13 protein-coding genes are annotated in these 15,329 nt (G+C 48.7%); 4 read left to right on the top strand and 9 right to left on the bottom strand.

The window, feature by feature from the left end; translation table 11 throughout:
• Positions 1-133: 133 nt before the first annotated feature.
• Positions 134-1,426, bottom strand: coding sequence for a dissimilatory-type sulfite reductase subunit alpha (gene dsrA / locus TDIS_RS08460; protein ID WP_068671292.1), 1,293 nt, complete (start codon positions 1,424-1,426; stop codon positions 134-136).
• 909 nt (positions 1,427-2,335) lie between these two features.
• Here dsrA and TDIS_RS08450 point away from each other — a divergent pair.
• From TDIS_RS08450 to TDIS_RS08435, 4 genes are all read left to right on the top strand, one after another.
• Positions 2,336-2,719, top strand: a complete 384-nt coding sequence (locus tag TDIS_RS08450) for a roadblock/LC7 domain-containing protein (protein WP_068671288.1) — start codon at positions 2,336-2,338, stop codon at positions 2,717-2,719.
• Entirely contained in the window at positions 2,720-3,337 is a 618-nt protein-coding gene (locus TDIS_RS08445) for a GTP-binding protein (RefSeq protein WP_068671286.1), read from the top strand.
• 130 nt (positions 3,338-3,467) lie between these two features.
• Complete coding sequence (locus TDIS_RS08440) at positions 3,468-4,691, top strand: hypothetical protein (RefSeq protein WP_068671284.1); 1,224 nt, start codon at positions 3,468-3,470, stop codon at positions 4,689-4,691.
• An 8-nt stretch (positions 4,692-4,699) separates the two neighbouring features.
• Positions 4,700-7,006 carry a GspE/PulE family protein gene (locus TDIS_RS08435; protein ID WP_068671282.1) on the top strand — a complete coding sequence of 769 codons (2,307 nt, stop codon included), beginning with the start codon at positions 4,700-4,702 and terminating at the stop codon, positions 7,004-7,006.
• On the opposite strand, the gene TDIS_RS08430 is transcribed toward TDIS_RS08435, so the two are convergent.
• The 8 genes from TDIS_RS08430 to TDIS_RS08395 form a co-directional block, all read right to left on the bottom strand.
• Positions 7,003-7,935, bottom strand: a complete 933-nt coding sequence (locus TDIS_RS08430) for a DUF4340 domain-containing protein (RefSeq protein WP_068671280.1) — start codon at positions 7,933-7,935, stop codon at positions 7,003-7,005. The two genes, TDIS_RS08435 and TDIS_RS08430, sit on opposite strands and share 4 nt — an antisense overlap.
• Positions 7,932-10,334, bottom strand: a complete 2,403-nt coding sequence (locus TDIS_RS08425; RefSeq protein ID WP_068671278.1) for a Gldg family protein — start codon at positions 10,332-10,334, stop codon at positions 7,932-7,934. The genes TDIS_RS08430 and TDIS_RS08425 overlap by 4 nt, the downstream gene beginning before the upstream one ends.
• A complete protein-coding gene (locus TDIS_RS08420) occupies positions 10,334-11,236 on the bottom strand; it encodes an ABC transporter ATP-binding protein (RefSeq protein ID WP_068671276.1) in 903 nt (300 codons plus the stop codon). The genes TDIS_RS08425 and TDIS_RS08420 overlap by 1 nt, the downstream gene beginning before the upstream one ends.
• A gap of 41 nt (positions 11,237-11,277) precedes the next feature.
• Positions 11,278-12,135, bottom strand: a complete 858-nt coding sequence (locus TDIS_RS08415; protein ID WP_068671274.1) for a class I SAM-dependent methyltransferase — start codon at positions 12,133-12,135, stop codon at positions 11,278-11,280.
• Positions 12,125-12,541: a transcription antitermination factor NusB gene (gene nusB / locus TDIS_RS08410; protein ID WP_068671272.1), complete on the bottom strand. Its 417-nt coding sequence runs from the start codon at positions 12,539-12,541 to the stop codon at positions 12,125-12,127. Before nusB ends, TDIS_RS08415 begins: the two co-directional genes overlap by 11 nt.
• Complete coding sequence (locus TDIS_RS08405; RefSeq protein ID WP_161939507.1) at positions 12,532-13,386, bottom strand: glycosyltransferase family 4 protein; 855 nt, start codon at positions 13,384-13,386, stop codon at positions 12,532-12,534. Before TDIS_RS08405 ends, nusB begins: the two co-directional genes overlap by 10 nt.
• A gap of 191 nt (positions 13,387-13,577) precedes the next feature.
• Positions 13,578-14,042 carry a 6,7-dimethyl-8-ribityllumazine synthase gene (ribH, locus tag TDIS_RS08400; RefSeq protein WP_068671268.1) on the bottom strand — a complete coding sequence of 155 codons (465 nt, stop codon included), beginning with the start codon at positions 14,040-14,042 and terminating at the stop codon, positions 13,578-13,580.
• Positions 14,043-15,266, bottom strand: a complete 1,224-nt coding sequence (locus TDIS_RS08395; protein WP_068671266.1) for a bifunctional 3,4-dihydroxy-2-butanone-4-phosphate synthase/GTP cyclohydrolase II — start codon at positions 15,264-15,266, stop codon at positions 14,043-14,045.
• Between the last annotated feature and the right edge of the window lie 63 nt (positions 15,267-15,329).

The following is a 15,329-nucleotide window of genomic DNA, read 5'->3' as shown; positions in this document are numbered from 1 at the left end:
CATAAGGCTTGCTGTAAATCTCATCAAGCTGAACGCCCTGGATCTCTTCATATACCTTATCAGACATAACCAAACCTCCTTTCTAATTTAATTTTATATCAAGAGGCCCTCGTACCATTTAATTTCAGGTCTCTTAGGCCGGGTGACGTTTACGGAACTCGGCCACATCACGCTGCCAACCACCCTCAACCTCTTCTTCCTTCCAGAAGACATAGGGGTTAGCCCGCGGTTCACGGACGTGCTGCGGAATAGGCTTGAGCTCCAAGACGTCCACGATAAAGCGGTTGAGACCAATCCGCTGAATGAGCTCACCCAGACGCTCACGGTTCTTTCCGTTTTCCATCCAGAAGTCCCAAGCCTTCTCAACAAGCTCTTTAAGGTTGTCATAGGGCGGCTCTAACCTCATGAAAGGCACAATCACCGTAGAAAGCTGAGCACCCTCCAAGATCGGAGCCTTAGCCCCCATGAGGATGGTAGCACCGGTGTCCGTACCAGGACGCAGGGCTTCAGGCATGACATTTATACAATGCATACACCGGACACACTCTTTGTTGTTGATATATAGCTTATCTCCATCCCAGTGCATGCACTGAGTGGGACAGAGATCAATGACCTCCTTTTGGATGTCAAAGGGCCCCCAATCCCGGTCGGAGTGAGCTCCAGCATTGGGCTTAAGCTCGCCACCTACATAAGCCTTAACCGCCTCTTGATCGATCCGGATGTCATCAATCCAAGTTCCGATGATGGAAAAGTCGGCCCGGGCGATAGCGGCCACACAGTCGTTGGGGCACCCAGAAATCTTGAACTTAAACTTATAAGGGAAAGCCGGACGGTGAAGCTCGTCCTGATAGGTCATGGTAAGGTCATAACAAAGAGCCTGAGTATCAATACAGCTCCATTCACACCGGGCCTTTCCCACACAGCAGGAAGGAGTACGCAGGTTAGACCCGGAACCACCGAGGTCCATATTCATCTGATGGGTCAGATCAAAGAAGATGGGTTCAAGCTGTTCGGTAGTGGTTCCCAGAAGCACCAAGTCTCCCGTAGAGCCGTGGGTGTTGAGCATACCGCTACCCCGGTGATCCCACATCTCGCAAAGCTTACGAAGGGCCGAGGTGTGATACCACTTACTGGCCGGCTGATTTACACGCACGGTATGAAAGGCCCAAATAGCCGGGAACTTTTCCTGCTGGTCGGAATAACGACCAATAACACCACCACCATACCCAAACACTCCCACGATACCTCCGTGCTTCCAGTGGGTCTCCTTGTGCTTGTAAGACAACTCGAGCTGTCCCATGAGGTCGAAACAGGCCTGTTTCTGATGCTTTTCGGCATAAGAATAAATGTCATCCACAAAACTGGGCCAGGGACCGCCTTTAAGATCCTCTAACAGCGGTGTATCGTGTTTTTTGATCTCAGCCATCACTCCCTCCTTAATCAAACAGATTTTTCTACTTCTATAGGTAGCCTTGAGCCTAGCATTTCTTTAATACAAATGTCAAGGAAAATTTTTGAGGATTAAAGAGGGTTAAATGAAGAAAAAGCTATTTTAAAAGCTCATCTAAGAAGCAATTAAATCCCTAGGCTTCTTTTTCCACCTTTCTTTTACGAGGATTTTTCCTGACAAAAAAGTCAGCTTTTCGAAAATCATGTAATCCAAGGCGAAACTATTGTCCCTTCCAGAAAGCCTGGGCGGTCCGAAAAAAGGACTATAGCTTCTGAGGCTTTCCATGAAAGGCCTGAGAGAGGCCTCCTGTTGTCCAAGGAGCTCCCCAAAGGCCATCCCCCTAACTCGGCCTTCCAAACAAACAACAGGAGAGGCTTATAGAATCTTTGGGTCAAGGACCACAACTTTAATGGATTCTCCTTTGAAGTTGTATAACTATTCTCCCTCACCTTTGGTAAGACGGTCCGGGAGAACTTTCTTTAACTTCTACGATAGCGTAAAAGGAATAGCCCAGAGGCCTCGCCCATTTTTATCACCAAGACCCGATTCACCGCGGCTTTTCGTATTCAGGGGGTCATTAAAAGGCAGGCATCAAATAACTGCTGAAAAACTTGGTATTTCTAGGTCACGAATATCTAGTGTTTAGCGCCCCATTAATGGGTGTTCAAGATGGGCAGCGGCTTCCTAAGCATAAGTTTTTTAGTAGGATTAAAGCATCCATGGCCGGCATATTAACATCCAATATGCATAAGCTTAGGAAAGTTTTTCCATCAAATTCAAAGCTTACATACCATTAACCGCCTTTCCTATAGAAAAATAAGGACTTGATTTTTTCCTATTATCCATATTATCCTGATAAGTGTTAAATGGATAAGAGGTCTACTAATGGGTATACGTGTTCTCACACCAGAAAAGGTGTCTAGGCTAGAAAAACTACTTCGCAACTACTTACTAAGCATTGGAGTAAACTTGGCTCTTTTGATAGACGAAGCTGGAAACATCTTAGTCTCAAGTGGTAAAAATGCAGATGTAGATGTCACTTCTTTAGCGGCCCTGGCGGCTGCCAATTTCGGAGCTACTAATCAGATCGCCAGAATTCTAGGCGAGGACGATTTCAGCATTCTGTATCACAAGGGCAAAAAAGATAATATACACTTGAGCAAAATTAATGACGATATAATTCTAGTTACAGTATTTACAGACGAAGTACCTTTGGGGCTAGTACGTCTAAAAGCTAATCAACTAGCCAAACAAATCCAGGAATTATAAATGGCCTTAATCGATCTCAAGAAAAAGGAAATATACTGCAAAATAGTTTACTATGGTCCGGGAAGATCAGGGAAAACCACTAATCTTCTCTACATATATAATTCTCTCCCGGAAAAATTTAGGGGGAAACTTCTAACCATTGAAACCAAGGGAGAAAGAACACTCTTCTTTGATCTTTTACCCCTAAGCCTGGGCAAAATAAAAGATCTAGATATCCGGTTACAGCTTTATACTGTTCCCGGGCAATCTCTCTATAAGTATGCCCGAAAGATCGTTTTGAAAGGAGTCGATGGCATAGTCTTTGTGGCAGATTCCCTTCGCATACGCCGAGAGAAAAATAAGGAGAGTCTTGAAGATCTAAAGGAACATCTTTTAGAATGGAACATAGATATTCATGAGATACCCCTGGTTTTTCAGTATAACAAAAGGGATCTCGGAGAAATAGGTATCCCCATTCTTACCATAGAAGAATTACAAGAAGATCTAAATCGGGAACTCAAGGCCCCTTACTTTGAAGCTGTGGCTCCCAAAGGCATAGGTGTTTTTGAAACCCTAAAAACCATAAGTAAAATGAGTATAAGATATATAGTCCAAAAATATCTTAAATATAGTGACTAGGCCGAATTGAGCGATTCTGAACGCTCAATTCGGGTTAAAGATAAAATTGGGGCGATAAAATCATGGGGTTTGGGGTAAAGCCCCAACGGAGACGTAAACCAAAATCGCATAGTTTGCCTAGGAGAAAATAATGAGCGAAAAAGAAAACATACAAGATCTAGAATTAGAAGTGGAAAAGGCCTTAGATAAAATATTTAAGGAAGCCAAAAAGACGGAGTTAAAAGAAGAAGAAATAGAAACCTATTCGCTACTCGAACCTATTGCCGAGGGAGAAGAAGAAGCTCTCAAAAAGGATCTAGAAGAACTGATAGGGGAAATCCTAACTCTTGAGTGGGAAATCGTCCCAGAAATAAGCGAAAAGGCCCTTAAAAAATGCCAAAAACTAAAGACCCAATCTTTAGATGCCACTAATCAAGAACTCATCTCTCTCCTTGAAGCCTATTTGAAAGAGGTTAAACATCCCGCAAATCTTACTCCGGAAAAATTAGATCACTTGAAACAATTAGGCAACATTATTTATGCCTATAATTTTGAAGGCAAAGATATCGAAAAAGATCTAAAGGAGTTCAAGGCTAAAATTGAAAAAGAAGTAATAGAACAGAGTAAGCTTGAAGAAATTATTAAAGATTTTTCACACAAGGAATCTCCCAAAGGGGAACACCAAACAAAGATCGACCTTCTTATCAATCAACTATTAAAAGATTATCAGAGATTAGTAGCTATCGAAGAACTTTTAGACCGAAACAAAAAAGGAGCTATAAAAAAGTTGCTAACAAAAAGCAAATACGAAATAGAAAAAACACTATTAATTTTAAACAAGGATTACGAAAAACAACTAAGAGAAAGAGAAAAAGAGATAAAAGAGTTTATCAAGCAAAAAGAAGAAACAACCAAAAGTCAAATCAAAATAGAAGCAAACGAGGGACTCCTCTGCAAAACTCTGAATAAGACCATACTAATACCTATAGATGAAGTTGCCTTCGCCAGTGATATAGAAGATTGGTGGCGTCCTTATTTACATGAGGGACAATTCCCATTAAAACTTTTAAGAGGCAAAGGATTCCTCAAACAGCTCTTTGGAAAAATAAAACCTAAATTACAAGGTGAGCTGGCTGAAAAAGAAGAACATGAACTCAAAAAACTAAGAATAAAAACCAACAAGTCATTAACCAGCGAAAAGAAATTAGTAATATTATGGAAAAACGACAAAGGGTTAGTCGTCTTAGTGGAAGACTATAAACTAATTAATGTTGACCCGAATACGATCTGGAGGTCCGCAAAAGAACCTTTTATAGGAAAGGCTCTAATAGAAGGAGAAGAAGTTTTTCTTTTTTCTATAACCAAATGGAAATAGGCTAAAAGATGGATACTGATATCAAAGCCTACATAGAAAACAAATTAAAAGAGGCTGAGCTATATGCCAAGCAGGGGCTAGTGGATGAAGCTCTAGAACTATACCGTGAACTTAAGAATCTGGTTTCAGAAGAGCAAGACGAACTCAAAAAAGAGATCCAGAAAAGGATCTTCGAACTAGAGGCCTTCAAAGGCATAGTTTCCGAGGAGGTTTTGGAGGAGACCCCACAGGAAGAACGACTCAAAAAAGCTTTGATTTTAAAAGATGGAGCCTTTTACCAACAGGCCATTAAAATTCTGGAAGAATTATTGGAAGAGGGCTTTAAAACTTTAGAGGTATACAAAAATTTGGCTGAATGTCTAGGAAATATAGGACAATTTGAAAGGGCTGCCCATATTATAAGGCAGGCTTTAAAAGAAATCCCGGCGACGGCAGAAAATAAATTAGATATATTAAATCTCAAAAAATTGTTAGCGGAATACCTTGAGAAGGCCTACGAATTTGATGAAGCTCTAAGATTATATATTCAATTGGCCAATGAAGTAGAAGAAAAGGATACCATTCAAGAAAAGATAGAATATTTAAAAAATATTACTACCAATTGTAGAAGATTAAAATTTCTCCTTAAAGAGCGAATAATTACTCCTTCTATTTGTCAGGAAGCGGCAGAAATAGCCAAGGAAACTAATAGCAGTATAGAAAGCGTACTCATAGAGAAATTCCACATTTCTAAAGATAAAATTGGAGAAGCCCTATCCAGGTTCTACAACTGTCCGTTTATAGAAATATCAGACGATAAGATCGTAATAAAACCTAAGTGCCTGGAAGGCGTCAAGGAAAACTTTCTTCGTCAAACTTTGATCGCTCCGCTGGAGGAAGAAGGAAAAATCTTCCTCCTTACGGAAGATCCTTTTAATCTGGATCAAATCGAACAGGCCAAAAAGATTCTAAATTTGAAAGAATTTGAAGTCGCAGTAGGCATAAGAGAAGATATTTTAAAACTAATCGATCTCTATTATGGAAAGCTTACATTTCAGCCGCCAGAAGCCCCTGAGTTAGAGCTCATTGAGGAAGAAGAGGCTCACGAAGAAGAAGAGCCCCTTCCAGAGGATCAGGAAAGTGTGGTGGTCCAGTTGGCCAACTATATCCTTGAAGAGGCCTATAATCGCGGGGCCTCCGATATCCACATCGAAAGTCTCACAGGGCGGCGGGGAGCACAGATAAGGTTTCGCATAGACGGGGAATGCATTCCCTTCCAAATGGTCCCTTATTCTTTGAAAAGACCACTTATTTCCCGTTACAAGATTATGGCCGGGCTAGACATTGCCGAAAAACGACTTCCTCAGGATGGAAAGATCAAGTTCCGTACCCGGACAGGGAAGGTCTTTGAGGTCCGAGTGGCCACTCTGCCTACCATCGAAAACAACGAAGACGTGGTCATGCGGATCCTGGGAGGAGTCCAGGCCCGAACCCTTGAGGAAATAGGTCTCCGGCCGGAGGTCATGGAACAATTCAAGAAGTTGCTGGAAATGCCCTACGGCCTGATCTTAGTAGTAGGACCTACCGGATCCGGTAAAACCACCACCCTGCACGCCGCCCTTCACTATATTAATCGGCCCAACAAGAAAATCTGGACCGCTGAAGATCCGGTAGAAATCGTGCAAGAGGGGCTGAGACAGGTCCAGGTAAAACCCAAAATCGGGTTGACCTTTGCCAGGGTGCTCAGGGCCTTCCTACGAGCAGACCCAGACATCATCATGATCGGTGAGACCCGAGACGAAGAAACGGCCCACACCCTCATCGAGGCTTCGCTTACCGGACACTTGGTTTTCTCCACCCTCCATACCAACAGTGCCCCGGAAACAGTTACTCGCCTCCTAGGCATGGGAATCGATCCTTACAATTTTGCAGACGCCCTTTTGGGGGTCTTAGCCCAGCGACTAGCCAAACGCTTGTGCCCAGATTGCAAGAAACCTTACCATCCCACGGATAAGGAAATCGAGGAGCTCATCTTTGAGTACGGAGAACATCCTCTAAAACCCCTCACCGAAGAAGAAGTCAAACAGGCTACCCTTTATCGGTCAGTGGGATGCAGCCGTTGCAACCATACGGGCTATCGCGGAAGGATAGCCATCCACGAACTCTTGATCCCCAACGACGAACTGCGGGAACTCATTGTTAAGGCTGCCCCTGTACACGAGATCCGGGAGGCCGCCATGCGAAACGGCATGTACACCTTGAAACAGGACGGTATCTTTAAAGTACTTGCCGGAGATACCGATCTCAAACAGATCCGTGCGGTCTGTGTGCGCTAAAAGAGCTTTCGGAGCTTTTCCACGACCTCTGATCCAAGCTCGTACACGTAAGGTCCCTTTTTAGCCAAATAACGCCCTTTTTGGGAAGAAACTCCAAAGGAAAGGCTCTCTCTGGTAGCCAGTTTGGTCTCAAGTTCTAGACGGCCGATTTCCTTCCGGAAAGTCTCGGGCCTTAAAACCTTTTCCGCAAAAAGCGGAAAAACCTCTCCCAACTTTTTCTCGACCTCGTTGACCTCTCGGCGACGGCCTTCCTTCTCAACCCACCAGCGGTCTTTTTCTCTCTCCAAACGCCACAAGACTTTGCCTTTCCAAACGAAGCTCAGTTTTTTTAAATCCGGCAGATTAACCACAAGAATTTCTTTGTCTATCCAGGGGTCCACAGAGGGTGTCGTGGGTTGTTCCTTCCAGATCTCAAAGCGGGCGAGGAGATTCTCGGGAACGAGATAGACCTTTTCCGAATCCTTAAGCCTCACGAAGGTGCTGTCCCAGTAAGGACCTCTCTTGCCCACCAATAGATGGAAAACTTCTTGCTCCGCCCGCCACCCCACCACATGCAGGGCCTTCTCATCGGTAAGTAAAAATCGCTCCCAGAAGGATTTACCCGAAACCCTCTCCTCACCAGAGAGTTGGCTGAGGTCCGATAGAAAATTATCTATGAGAGAGTTTTTGGCCGGACGGGGATAATTTTCTTCCGGAGAAGATCCTAAGACCTCCCAGCCGGTCTTCTTTTTTACCAAGAAGAGCTTCTTTTCCGGCTCGGAACCCAGAAAGATCTCCAGACGATCTACCCTCTGCCATTCAGGCTGGCCTAGGGGAACCAGCAGGGCCTCTTTTATCCCCGGGGGGCTCACCGTACGCTGGGCCACAAAGTACATCACCAAAAGAAGCACGAGAAGTCCGGTCAAAAAGAAGAGATTTCTAGAACTCATAGACCTTCCCCTCTCTCAAAACGCATCCGGCGACGTCTGCGTCGAATAAAGACCGTCATCCCGAGGAGCATCCACAGCATGGCCGGACCGAAGACCACGACTATCTTCCATAGGAGCTTGGCCGAAGGCGAAACCTCGGCGATATACCTTACGGGTTTGAGCTTAGCCCGTAAAGAAAGAAGTTCTCCTCCCAAACCTAAGGCCTCGGCCGCGTTGGCCAAAAAGAGGGCGTTGTCGAAGATATCGATGATACCATCGGCAAACATAGCCCCGGAGCCCACCACCATCAGTTTCCCGGGCTTAGCACTTCTCTGAGGGCTCCGAGCTTGCGCTTCGTTCTTTTCCTCCGAAGCCTTTTCTTTCGTAGCCTGGGAAGATCCTTTTTCCCCAGGCCAGGGAGGAACCTGTCCCTCAAAGGGAAGCGGAAACCATCCCTCCACCAGGACCGCCAGAGGCAGTCGGGAGGTCTCCTTCGGAGGCTGGATATCCCTCTCGCTGAGAGACCCTAGGTCCACCTCTTCAGCCCAGGCGTGGGAAGTGGAGGTAAAAAGCACCTGCGTTTTGAAGCCCTTCTTTTCGAGGATCTTCTCATCGAGCTTCAGCGGACTCCCCCAAAGGTAAAGCAGGGCCGAAAGCCCATGAATAATGGGAAGTTTCCGGTTCATCTGGGGCGGCAAGATCTGGACCTGCATGGGAAAGTTCACCGGAATGCGAACCAGGGCCTTAAAGATCCCTATCTCCCTCTCTTGAGAAACAGCCATGGTCACACTCTGGAGATCAAAGAGGGTCTTCTTTTCGATCTCCAGACCGTAGGTCTTTAGCAGTTCGTTTACGGAAAGATCCTGGGGCATGGGGGTGGCCAGCATCTCTCCCTCGGGTCCGGAGTTGTAAGAATAAATAGCTGCCGAATGGGCCAGAAGGACCGATCCCCCACGATTAAGAAAAGTCCCTATTTCGTAAAGCTGTCGCTTGTTGAGTTTCCCTGGAGAGAGGAGGATCAAGAGACGCGCCTTCTCCGGAATGGAATGGTCTTTGTCAATGGAAGTGCCTTTGACCTCAAATCCCAGAGAGCGCAGGATCTCTTCGGCGGTGCGGTAGCTTCCGGCAAGAAAATTCCGTCCGCTGTAGATAGCCACCACAGGCTTTTCCGAAAGGGTAAGTTTGTAGATCCGAGATACTAAGTCGTATTCCAAGGTGGAAAGAGATTCGGGAACCACCTGAGGGATGACTTCTTCGGGTTTATCAAGATAAGAGAGGGCGATGGCACTATAGACCCGCCTAACACTCACCTTGTCCCGCTCGATGGTTTGAACGGCAAAGGGCTCAACCCCTTTGTTTCGTAGCTTTTGAATCAATTCAGGATTACGGGTGGGATCTACCACCGCAAACCGAAATTTGGGATTAAAGGCCGCAAACTCCTCAAGGAGGGCCCTGACCTCAAGAGACAAGTTCCTCATAGGCGGGGGAAGTGTTTGGGGAGAGGACACATAATAAGTTACCCTAAGGGGGGCCTTGAGGCGGGCTAGGACTTTTTTACTCACCGGTGAGATGGTGTAAAGTCTTTCCTCGGTAAAATCAAACCGAGGGAGCCTTACTTGGGCTAGAAGGGCGTTTGAGACCAGGGCCAAGCCCAGTAAGACCGCAGTCAGGGGATAAAATAGCCTTCGTCGGAAATAGCGTAGGAAACCAAAGACGGTGTAGTAGTTAAGAACCAAGAAGACGGCGGTGTAGATCAGAAAAAAGAGAGCATCTCTTAAAGGCACTACGCCTTTGACGAAGGGGTTGAAGTGAGGCAGAAGCCCTAGGGACTCCCTCAGGAAGGCTCCAAAGCCTGGAAGCCAGCTCTCAATGGAAGAAGACACCAGATCCGTTCCAAGAAGAATGCTTGCAAGCCCGCCGACTAAGGTAAGAATGAAGGCTGCGATCTGATCTTCAAAAAGGGCCGAAAGGAAGGCCCCCAGAGCTACGTAAAAGGCCAGCAGAAGGGCCGCACCCACATAGGCCGAAAACAAAGCCCCCCCGTCGGGATCCCCCAGAATCGCAAGCATTACGGGGATAACCAGGGTGCCGGAGAGGACGGTCAGGGCAAAGAGGTAGGTCCCCAGGAATTTGCCGAGAATCAGGGCCAACGGCGAAGAGGGAAAACTCAGAAGAAGCCCCAAGGTCCCGCTTTTTCTTTCCTCGGCCCAGAGACGCATGGTGAGAGCAGAAGCGAAAACCAAAAGGATCACCGGAAAGGGCTCGAAAAAGGCCCGCATGTCGCAGACCCGGGCCAGAAAGAAGGTGTTCATGTAAAGCCCATTTACCACCAGGAGGAAAACCACCCCGAAGATGTAAGCAATGGGGGATCGAAAGTACCCAAAAAATTCCTTGTGGAAGATGACCCAAAGGCCCCGCATCAGGACTCCTCCACCAGACGTAGAAAGATCTCCTCAAGGGATAGAGCTTCCCGAAAACATTCCCGGACCCGGGCGCCCCTATCGCACAGAGTACATAGAAGTGCCGAGGGTTCCCCCTCAAAGATCACCCGATATTCCGTATCCGAGAGCGGAACAACTTCCTCGATACCGGAGAGGCGCGTCAGCTCAAAAGAGGGGCTTTCCTCGAACACCACGCGGTAAACCGGTTTTGGGAAAACCAGACGGTAGATCTCCTTCTGAGTACCACAAGCCACCATCCGCCCCTGGTTCAAAATCAACACTCGATCAGCCAGGGCCTCCACCTCTTGAAGGATGTGGGTGGAAAAGATGACGGCCTTATCCCGAGCAAGCTCCCGGATGAGTTTTCGCATCTCTGCTATCTGAAGGGGATCAAGTCCGGTAGTGGGCTCATCTAGGATAAGCACGGGGGGATCATGTATCAGGGCCTGGGCCAGGCCTACCCTCTGCCGGAACCCCTTGGAAAGGGTCCCGATGGGTTTTCTCAGGACCGAAGAGAGCCCGCAGGCGGAAATCACCCAGTCGAGCCGGGAGGCCTTCTTCGTCCCGGAAAGTCCCCGGGCGGCAGCCACAAACGAAAGATATTCCTCTACCTCCATGTCGTTATAAAGCGGCGGATTCTCTGGGAGATAACCAAACTGGGAACGCACCCTTTCCGGTTGTTCAAGGACATCCAGACCGTTTATGCGAGCGGTACCGGCGGTGGGCACGATCTGGGTAGAGAGTATCTTGAGGATGGTGGTCTTGCCGGCCCCGTTAGGCCCGAGAAGACCAAGGATCTCTCCCTTATCGACCTTGAAGGAGAGATCCGAGACCGCCACCACCGGGCCGTAATGCATTGTGAGGCCCTGGGCCTCAACCATGGGAGACCTCCAATGAAACCGGAAAAATATATAATTACGGCTCAGGCGAAGGCAAGGGCCTCTTTCTTCAGGTCCGCAAAAACAAAGGCGATGCGCACCCGGGTGTGAGAGATAACCTTTCCGTCCCGGGCCCTTTCTGAAAGAAAAGTCCGGATCTCATTCTCTTTACGGGAATCTACGGAGAGGCCTTCACCCCGGATCTTGAAAAGCAAGCGTTTCAACTCCTTTTCAAGCGGCCGAGCCCTCTCCCATATCCCAGAGAAAAATCGAATCTCCGCGGGATAGCCCAGGGAGAACAGGTAATTGAAAAGGACCACTGCTCCCGGACCCCGTTTCCGGGGCTTCCGGTTAAAAAAGCGCTCCAGGATCTCCCGATAGAAGTCGTTTTCCCGGAGACCGGCCCATTGGACAATGGCCAAGTAACGTTCGGTGACCCCGAGGATGCGATCGAACTCTTCAAGGTCATTGAGAATGGGGGTCATGGAAACAAAAACGGTTTCAAACTTACGCGGAGGTGAATAGAGGCGCCAATCGGCCAAAACCGGTCTCACGTTCTTGAGGCCCTGCTCTTCAATCTTTCTCTCAAGGACCCTAAGCATACCGGGGGAGATATCCAGGGCCCAGACCTCTTTTACCCGGCGAGCGAAACGCACAGTATAGGTCCCGGTTCCGCAACAGAGATCAAGCAGAGTGATCTCCGGGGCAAGGGCCCCGGCGGCTTCCATTTCTGAAATCACAGTTTCCACCATTTCCTGGTAAAAAGGAGTGGCCTCAAGGTCATCGTAACTCTCGGCCATTTGATCCCAGAAATCGGGCTTGAGAAAAAGTTCGTCCTCCTCGGTGTGAAAACGTTTCTGATAGGCCTTCCAGAACTCCGGAGAAAAGGGATCAGAGCCCACCTTTGACCTCGTGATGATAGATGGCGTCCAGAATACCGTTCACGAAGGCCGGCGAATCCTCGGTGCCGAACTCCTTGGCCAGCTCCACGGCCTCATTGATGGAGACCTTGGGCGGAATATCCGGCCTGAAAAGGAGCTCATAGGTGGCCAGCCGTAAGATATTTCGGTCCGTAACCGACATCCTTTCAAGGCGCCAGTGCTCGGAATACCTTTGGATGACTTCATCAATCTTTTCCAGGTGCCGGATCACGCCCTCGGTAAGCTCTCTAGCAAAACGGAAGGCCTCCGGGGAGGGATTGAGATGCTTCTCGTAATTTAACAGGGCCTCCTCAAGGGAAATACCCCCAACCTCTTTCTGATATAGGACCTGCAGCGCTATCTGCCGTCCTCTATGCCTCAAACCCATGTCAGAGCCCTCAAGATATTCTGCAAACGGTTTTTGAAAGTTTCGTAAGTATATTCTTCCGTAAGGATACGATGACCGGCTTCGCCTAGCCTTTGAGCCTCTTCCTTCTGGCTTAATAATCTTTTTAGAGCCGTGGTCAAGGCCTTGAGATCTCCATAGGGCACAAGGAAGCCGTTTACACCATCTCTTACTACCTCTGGGATGCCTCCGGCCGAGGCCCCGAGAAGGGGTTTGCGAAAATACATGGCCTCAAGGAACACGATCCCGAATCCCTCCCCCTTGCTTACCAGGACGAAGACCTCCGCGGCCTTGAGAAATCGGGCCACGTCCTTTCTTTCTCCAAGAAAATGTACCCGATCCGAGACTCCGAGTTTGATCGCCAGTTCGTGATACCGAGGAAGAAGATCCCCTCCTCCTATCACTACATATTGCAAATTCGGAAATTCGCTTTGGAGCTCCGGAAGGGCCCTTATAACCAGATCCACACCTTTGTAGTGGGCCTCCCGGGCAAGACGGGCCACGGTCATGAGATATTGGCCATTTTCAGGAAGGGGTGAAGGCCCCGGATGTCTGAAATAGGGATCGAGAGCCGGAGGCAAGAGATACCAAGGGTTTGAAAAGGCATTTTCGGAAAGGAATCGCTCGGCGGTATAACGACTTACGGAAAGAAAGCCTTGGGCCCTCGCGAGGATAAAACGAGCCGGCTGCGGGAAGCGACGCCAGGCCTCAATCCCGTGAAGCACAAAAACATATGGTTTCCTACGGAGATAAAGCGGGAGGGCGTAAGGCCAACAACTCGTTCGGGTAAAGACGACACCCTTGGCAGTCTCAAAAAGATTTTTCAACCCCAGAACGCCCCTTCTAAAAGATCGGAAGCATGAAATCGGAACATAGTGTGAAGAGGGTCTCTCGGGGGTAAGAGATATCACCCGGGCCTTAGGGAAAAGTTCCGTTAGAGCTTTGGCCAAAATCCGACTATAAACGACCTCTCCATTTATCTTTTCAAAAAAGCAGGGGCCGCAAAGGACAAGAGACATTAAAGCTTTGACATGAGATTGGCCATCTCTAGGGCCGCCATGGCGGCCTCGAAACCTTTGTTGCCAGCTTTGGTACCGGCCCTCTCTACCGCTTGCTCAATGGTATCGGTGGTAAGGACCCCGAAAATGATGGGCACCCCGGTCTCTAAGGAAGCTTGAGCGATCCCCTTGGCGCATTCCGAGGCCACGTATTCGAAATGCGGAGTAGCCCCTCGAATAATGGCCCCGAGACAGACCACGCCGTTATAATTTCCGCTCTGAGCCATCTTTTTGGCCACCAGCGGAATCTCAAAGGAACCCGGAACCCAAACCACGGTAAGATCTTCTTCCTTCACCCCGTGCCGCATGAAAGCATCAAAGGCGCCCTTGAGCAGCTCCTTGCTGATAAAGGAGTTGAAACGCCCTACTACAATTCCAAATTTAAGCCCCTCTCCTCGATATTCTCCCTGAATCTCCTTAGGCATCTAGGACCTCCTGCATTCCTTTAAGTCCAAAACACTCAGAAGATGACCCAGTTTATCCCTCTTGCATTTCAGATAACGATAATTTTCCTCGTGAGGTGGGATTTCGATGGGCACTCTCTCCACCACCTTGAGACCGTAACCCTCAAGGCCCACGATCTTTTTGGGGTTGTTGGTCATGAGACGCATACGGCGCACCCCGAGATCCCTCAAGATCTGAGCTCCGATGCCGTAGTCGCGAAGATCGGCTTTGAAACCAAGGGCCTCGTTGGCCTCCACAGTGTCCTTCCCCTGATCCTGAAGGACATAGGCCTTGAGTTTGTTGAGGAGTCCGATACCCCGCCCTTCCTGTCTGAGATATAGAAGGACTCCCCTGCCCTCTTCTCCGATCATTTCAAGGGCCCGCATGAGCTGAGGCCCGCAATCGCACCTCAAAGAGCCGAAGACATCCCCGGTGAGACACTCGGAATGTACCCTTACCAGGATAGGAGTTTCCGTGACTTCGCCTTTCACCAGCGCCACGTGTACAAAAGGGTCCACCAGATTGGTGTAGGCGTAGAGTTTGAACTCGCCCCAAGGGGTGGGCAGCCGGGTCTCAACCTCACGGGTTATCAAAGACTCGTTACGGAGCCGATAGGCGATGAGATCCCGGATGGTGATGATCTTGAGCCCGTGTTCTTCGGCAAACTTTTCGAGGTCCGGAAGACGGGCCATGGTGCCATCGTCCTTCATGATCTCACAGATAACGCCCGCCGGCCTAAGGCCCGCCAGCCGAGCCAAATCCACCGAGGCCTCGGTATGTCCCGCCCGCACAAGCACCCCGCCCTTCCGGGCCTGGATGGGAAAAACGTGACCCGGGGTCACGATGTCCTCAGGACCACTACGGGGGTCTATGGCCACCCGGATGGTGTGGGCCCGGTCATGAGCCGAGATCCCGGTGGTCACCCCGTAACGGGCTTCAATGGATACCGTAAAGGCGGTATCGAAACGAGTACCATGCCGACGGGGCTGAAGGGGAAGTTGCAGGCGCTCCACGTCTTCCGGTGTGAGGGTAAGACAGATGAGACCCCGGCCGTATTTAGCCATAAAGTTGATGGCCTCCGGGGTGACCTTCTCGGCCGCCATGACGAGATCACCCTCGTTCTCTCGGTCCTCATCGTCCACCACGATAATCAGCTTACCCGCCCGAATGTCCTCCAGAGCTTCCTCTATGGTGGCAATAGGCATCTCTATCAGCCTCCACAAAAAGGTCTTTTTATTATAGCCTACCTCTCAGGAGACAAAAGCACC

Source organism: Thermosulfurimonas dismutans (assembly GCF_001652585.1).
GTDB classification, from domain to species: domain Bacteria; phylum Desulfobacterota; class Thermodesulfobacteria; order Thermodesulfobacteriales; family Thermodesulfobacteriaceae; genus Thermosulfurimonas; species Thermosulfurimonas dismutans.
The sequence above is the reverse complement of the archived record's forward strand: the minus strand, read 5'-3'. Positions and strand labels throughout refer to the sequence as shown.

Excerpts from the sequence above, each read along its gene's own strand:
- dsrA (WP_068671292.1), bottom strand. The coding sequence starts at position 1,426 with ATGGCTGAGATCAAAAAACACGATACACCGCTGTTAGAGGATCTTAAA.
- TDIS_RS08450 (WP_068671288.1), top strand. The coding sequence starts at position 2,336 with ATGGGTATACGTGTTCTCACACCAGAAAAGGTGTCTAGGCTAGAAAAA.
- TDIS_RS08445 (WP_068671286.1), top strand. The coding sequence starts at position 2,720 with ATGGCCTTAATCGATCTCAAGAAAAAGGAAATATACTGCAAAATAGTT.
- TDIS_RS08440 (WP_068671284.1), top strand. The coding sequence starts at position 3,468 with ATGAGCGAAAAAGAAAACATACAAGATCTAGAATTAGAAGTGGAAAAG.
- TDIS_RS08435 (WP_068671282.1), top strand. The coding sequence starts at position 4,700 with ATGGATACTGATATCAAAGCCTACATAGAAAACAAATTAAAAGAGGCT.
- TDIS_RS08430 (WP_068671280.1), bottom strand. The coding sequence starts at position 7,935 with ATGAGTTCTAGAAATCTCTTCTTTTTGACCGGACTTCTCGTGCTTCTT.
- TDIS_RS08425 (WP_068671278.1), bottom strand. The coding sequence starts at position 10,334 with ATGCGGGGCCTTTGGGTCATCTTCCACAAGGAATTTTTTGGGTACTTT.
- TDIS_RS08420 (WP_068671276.1), bottom strand. The coding sequence starts at position 11,236 with ATGGTTGAGGCCCAGGGCCTCACAATGCATTACGGCCCGGTGGTGGCG.
- nusB (WP_068671272.1), bottom strand. The coding sequence starts at position 12,541 with ATGGGTTTGAGGCATAGAGGACGGCAGATAGCGCTGCAGGTCCTATAT.
- ribH (WP_068671268.1), bottom strand. The coding sequence starts at position 14,042 with ATGCCTAAGGAGATTCAGGGAGAATATCGAGGAGAGGGGCTTAAATTT.
- TDIS_RS08395 (WP_068671266.1), bottom strand. The coding sequence starts at position 15,266 with ATGCCTATTGCCACCATAGAGGAAGCTCTGGAGGACATTCGGGCGGGT.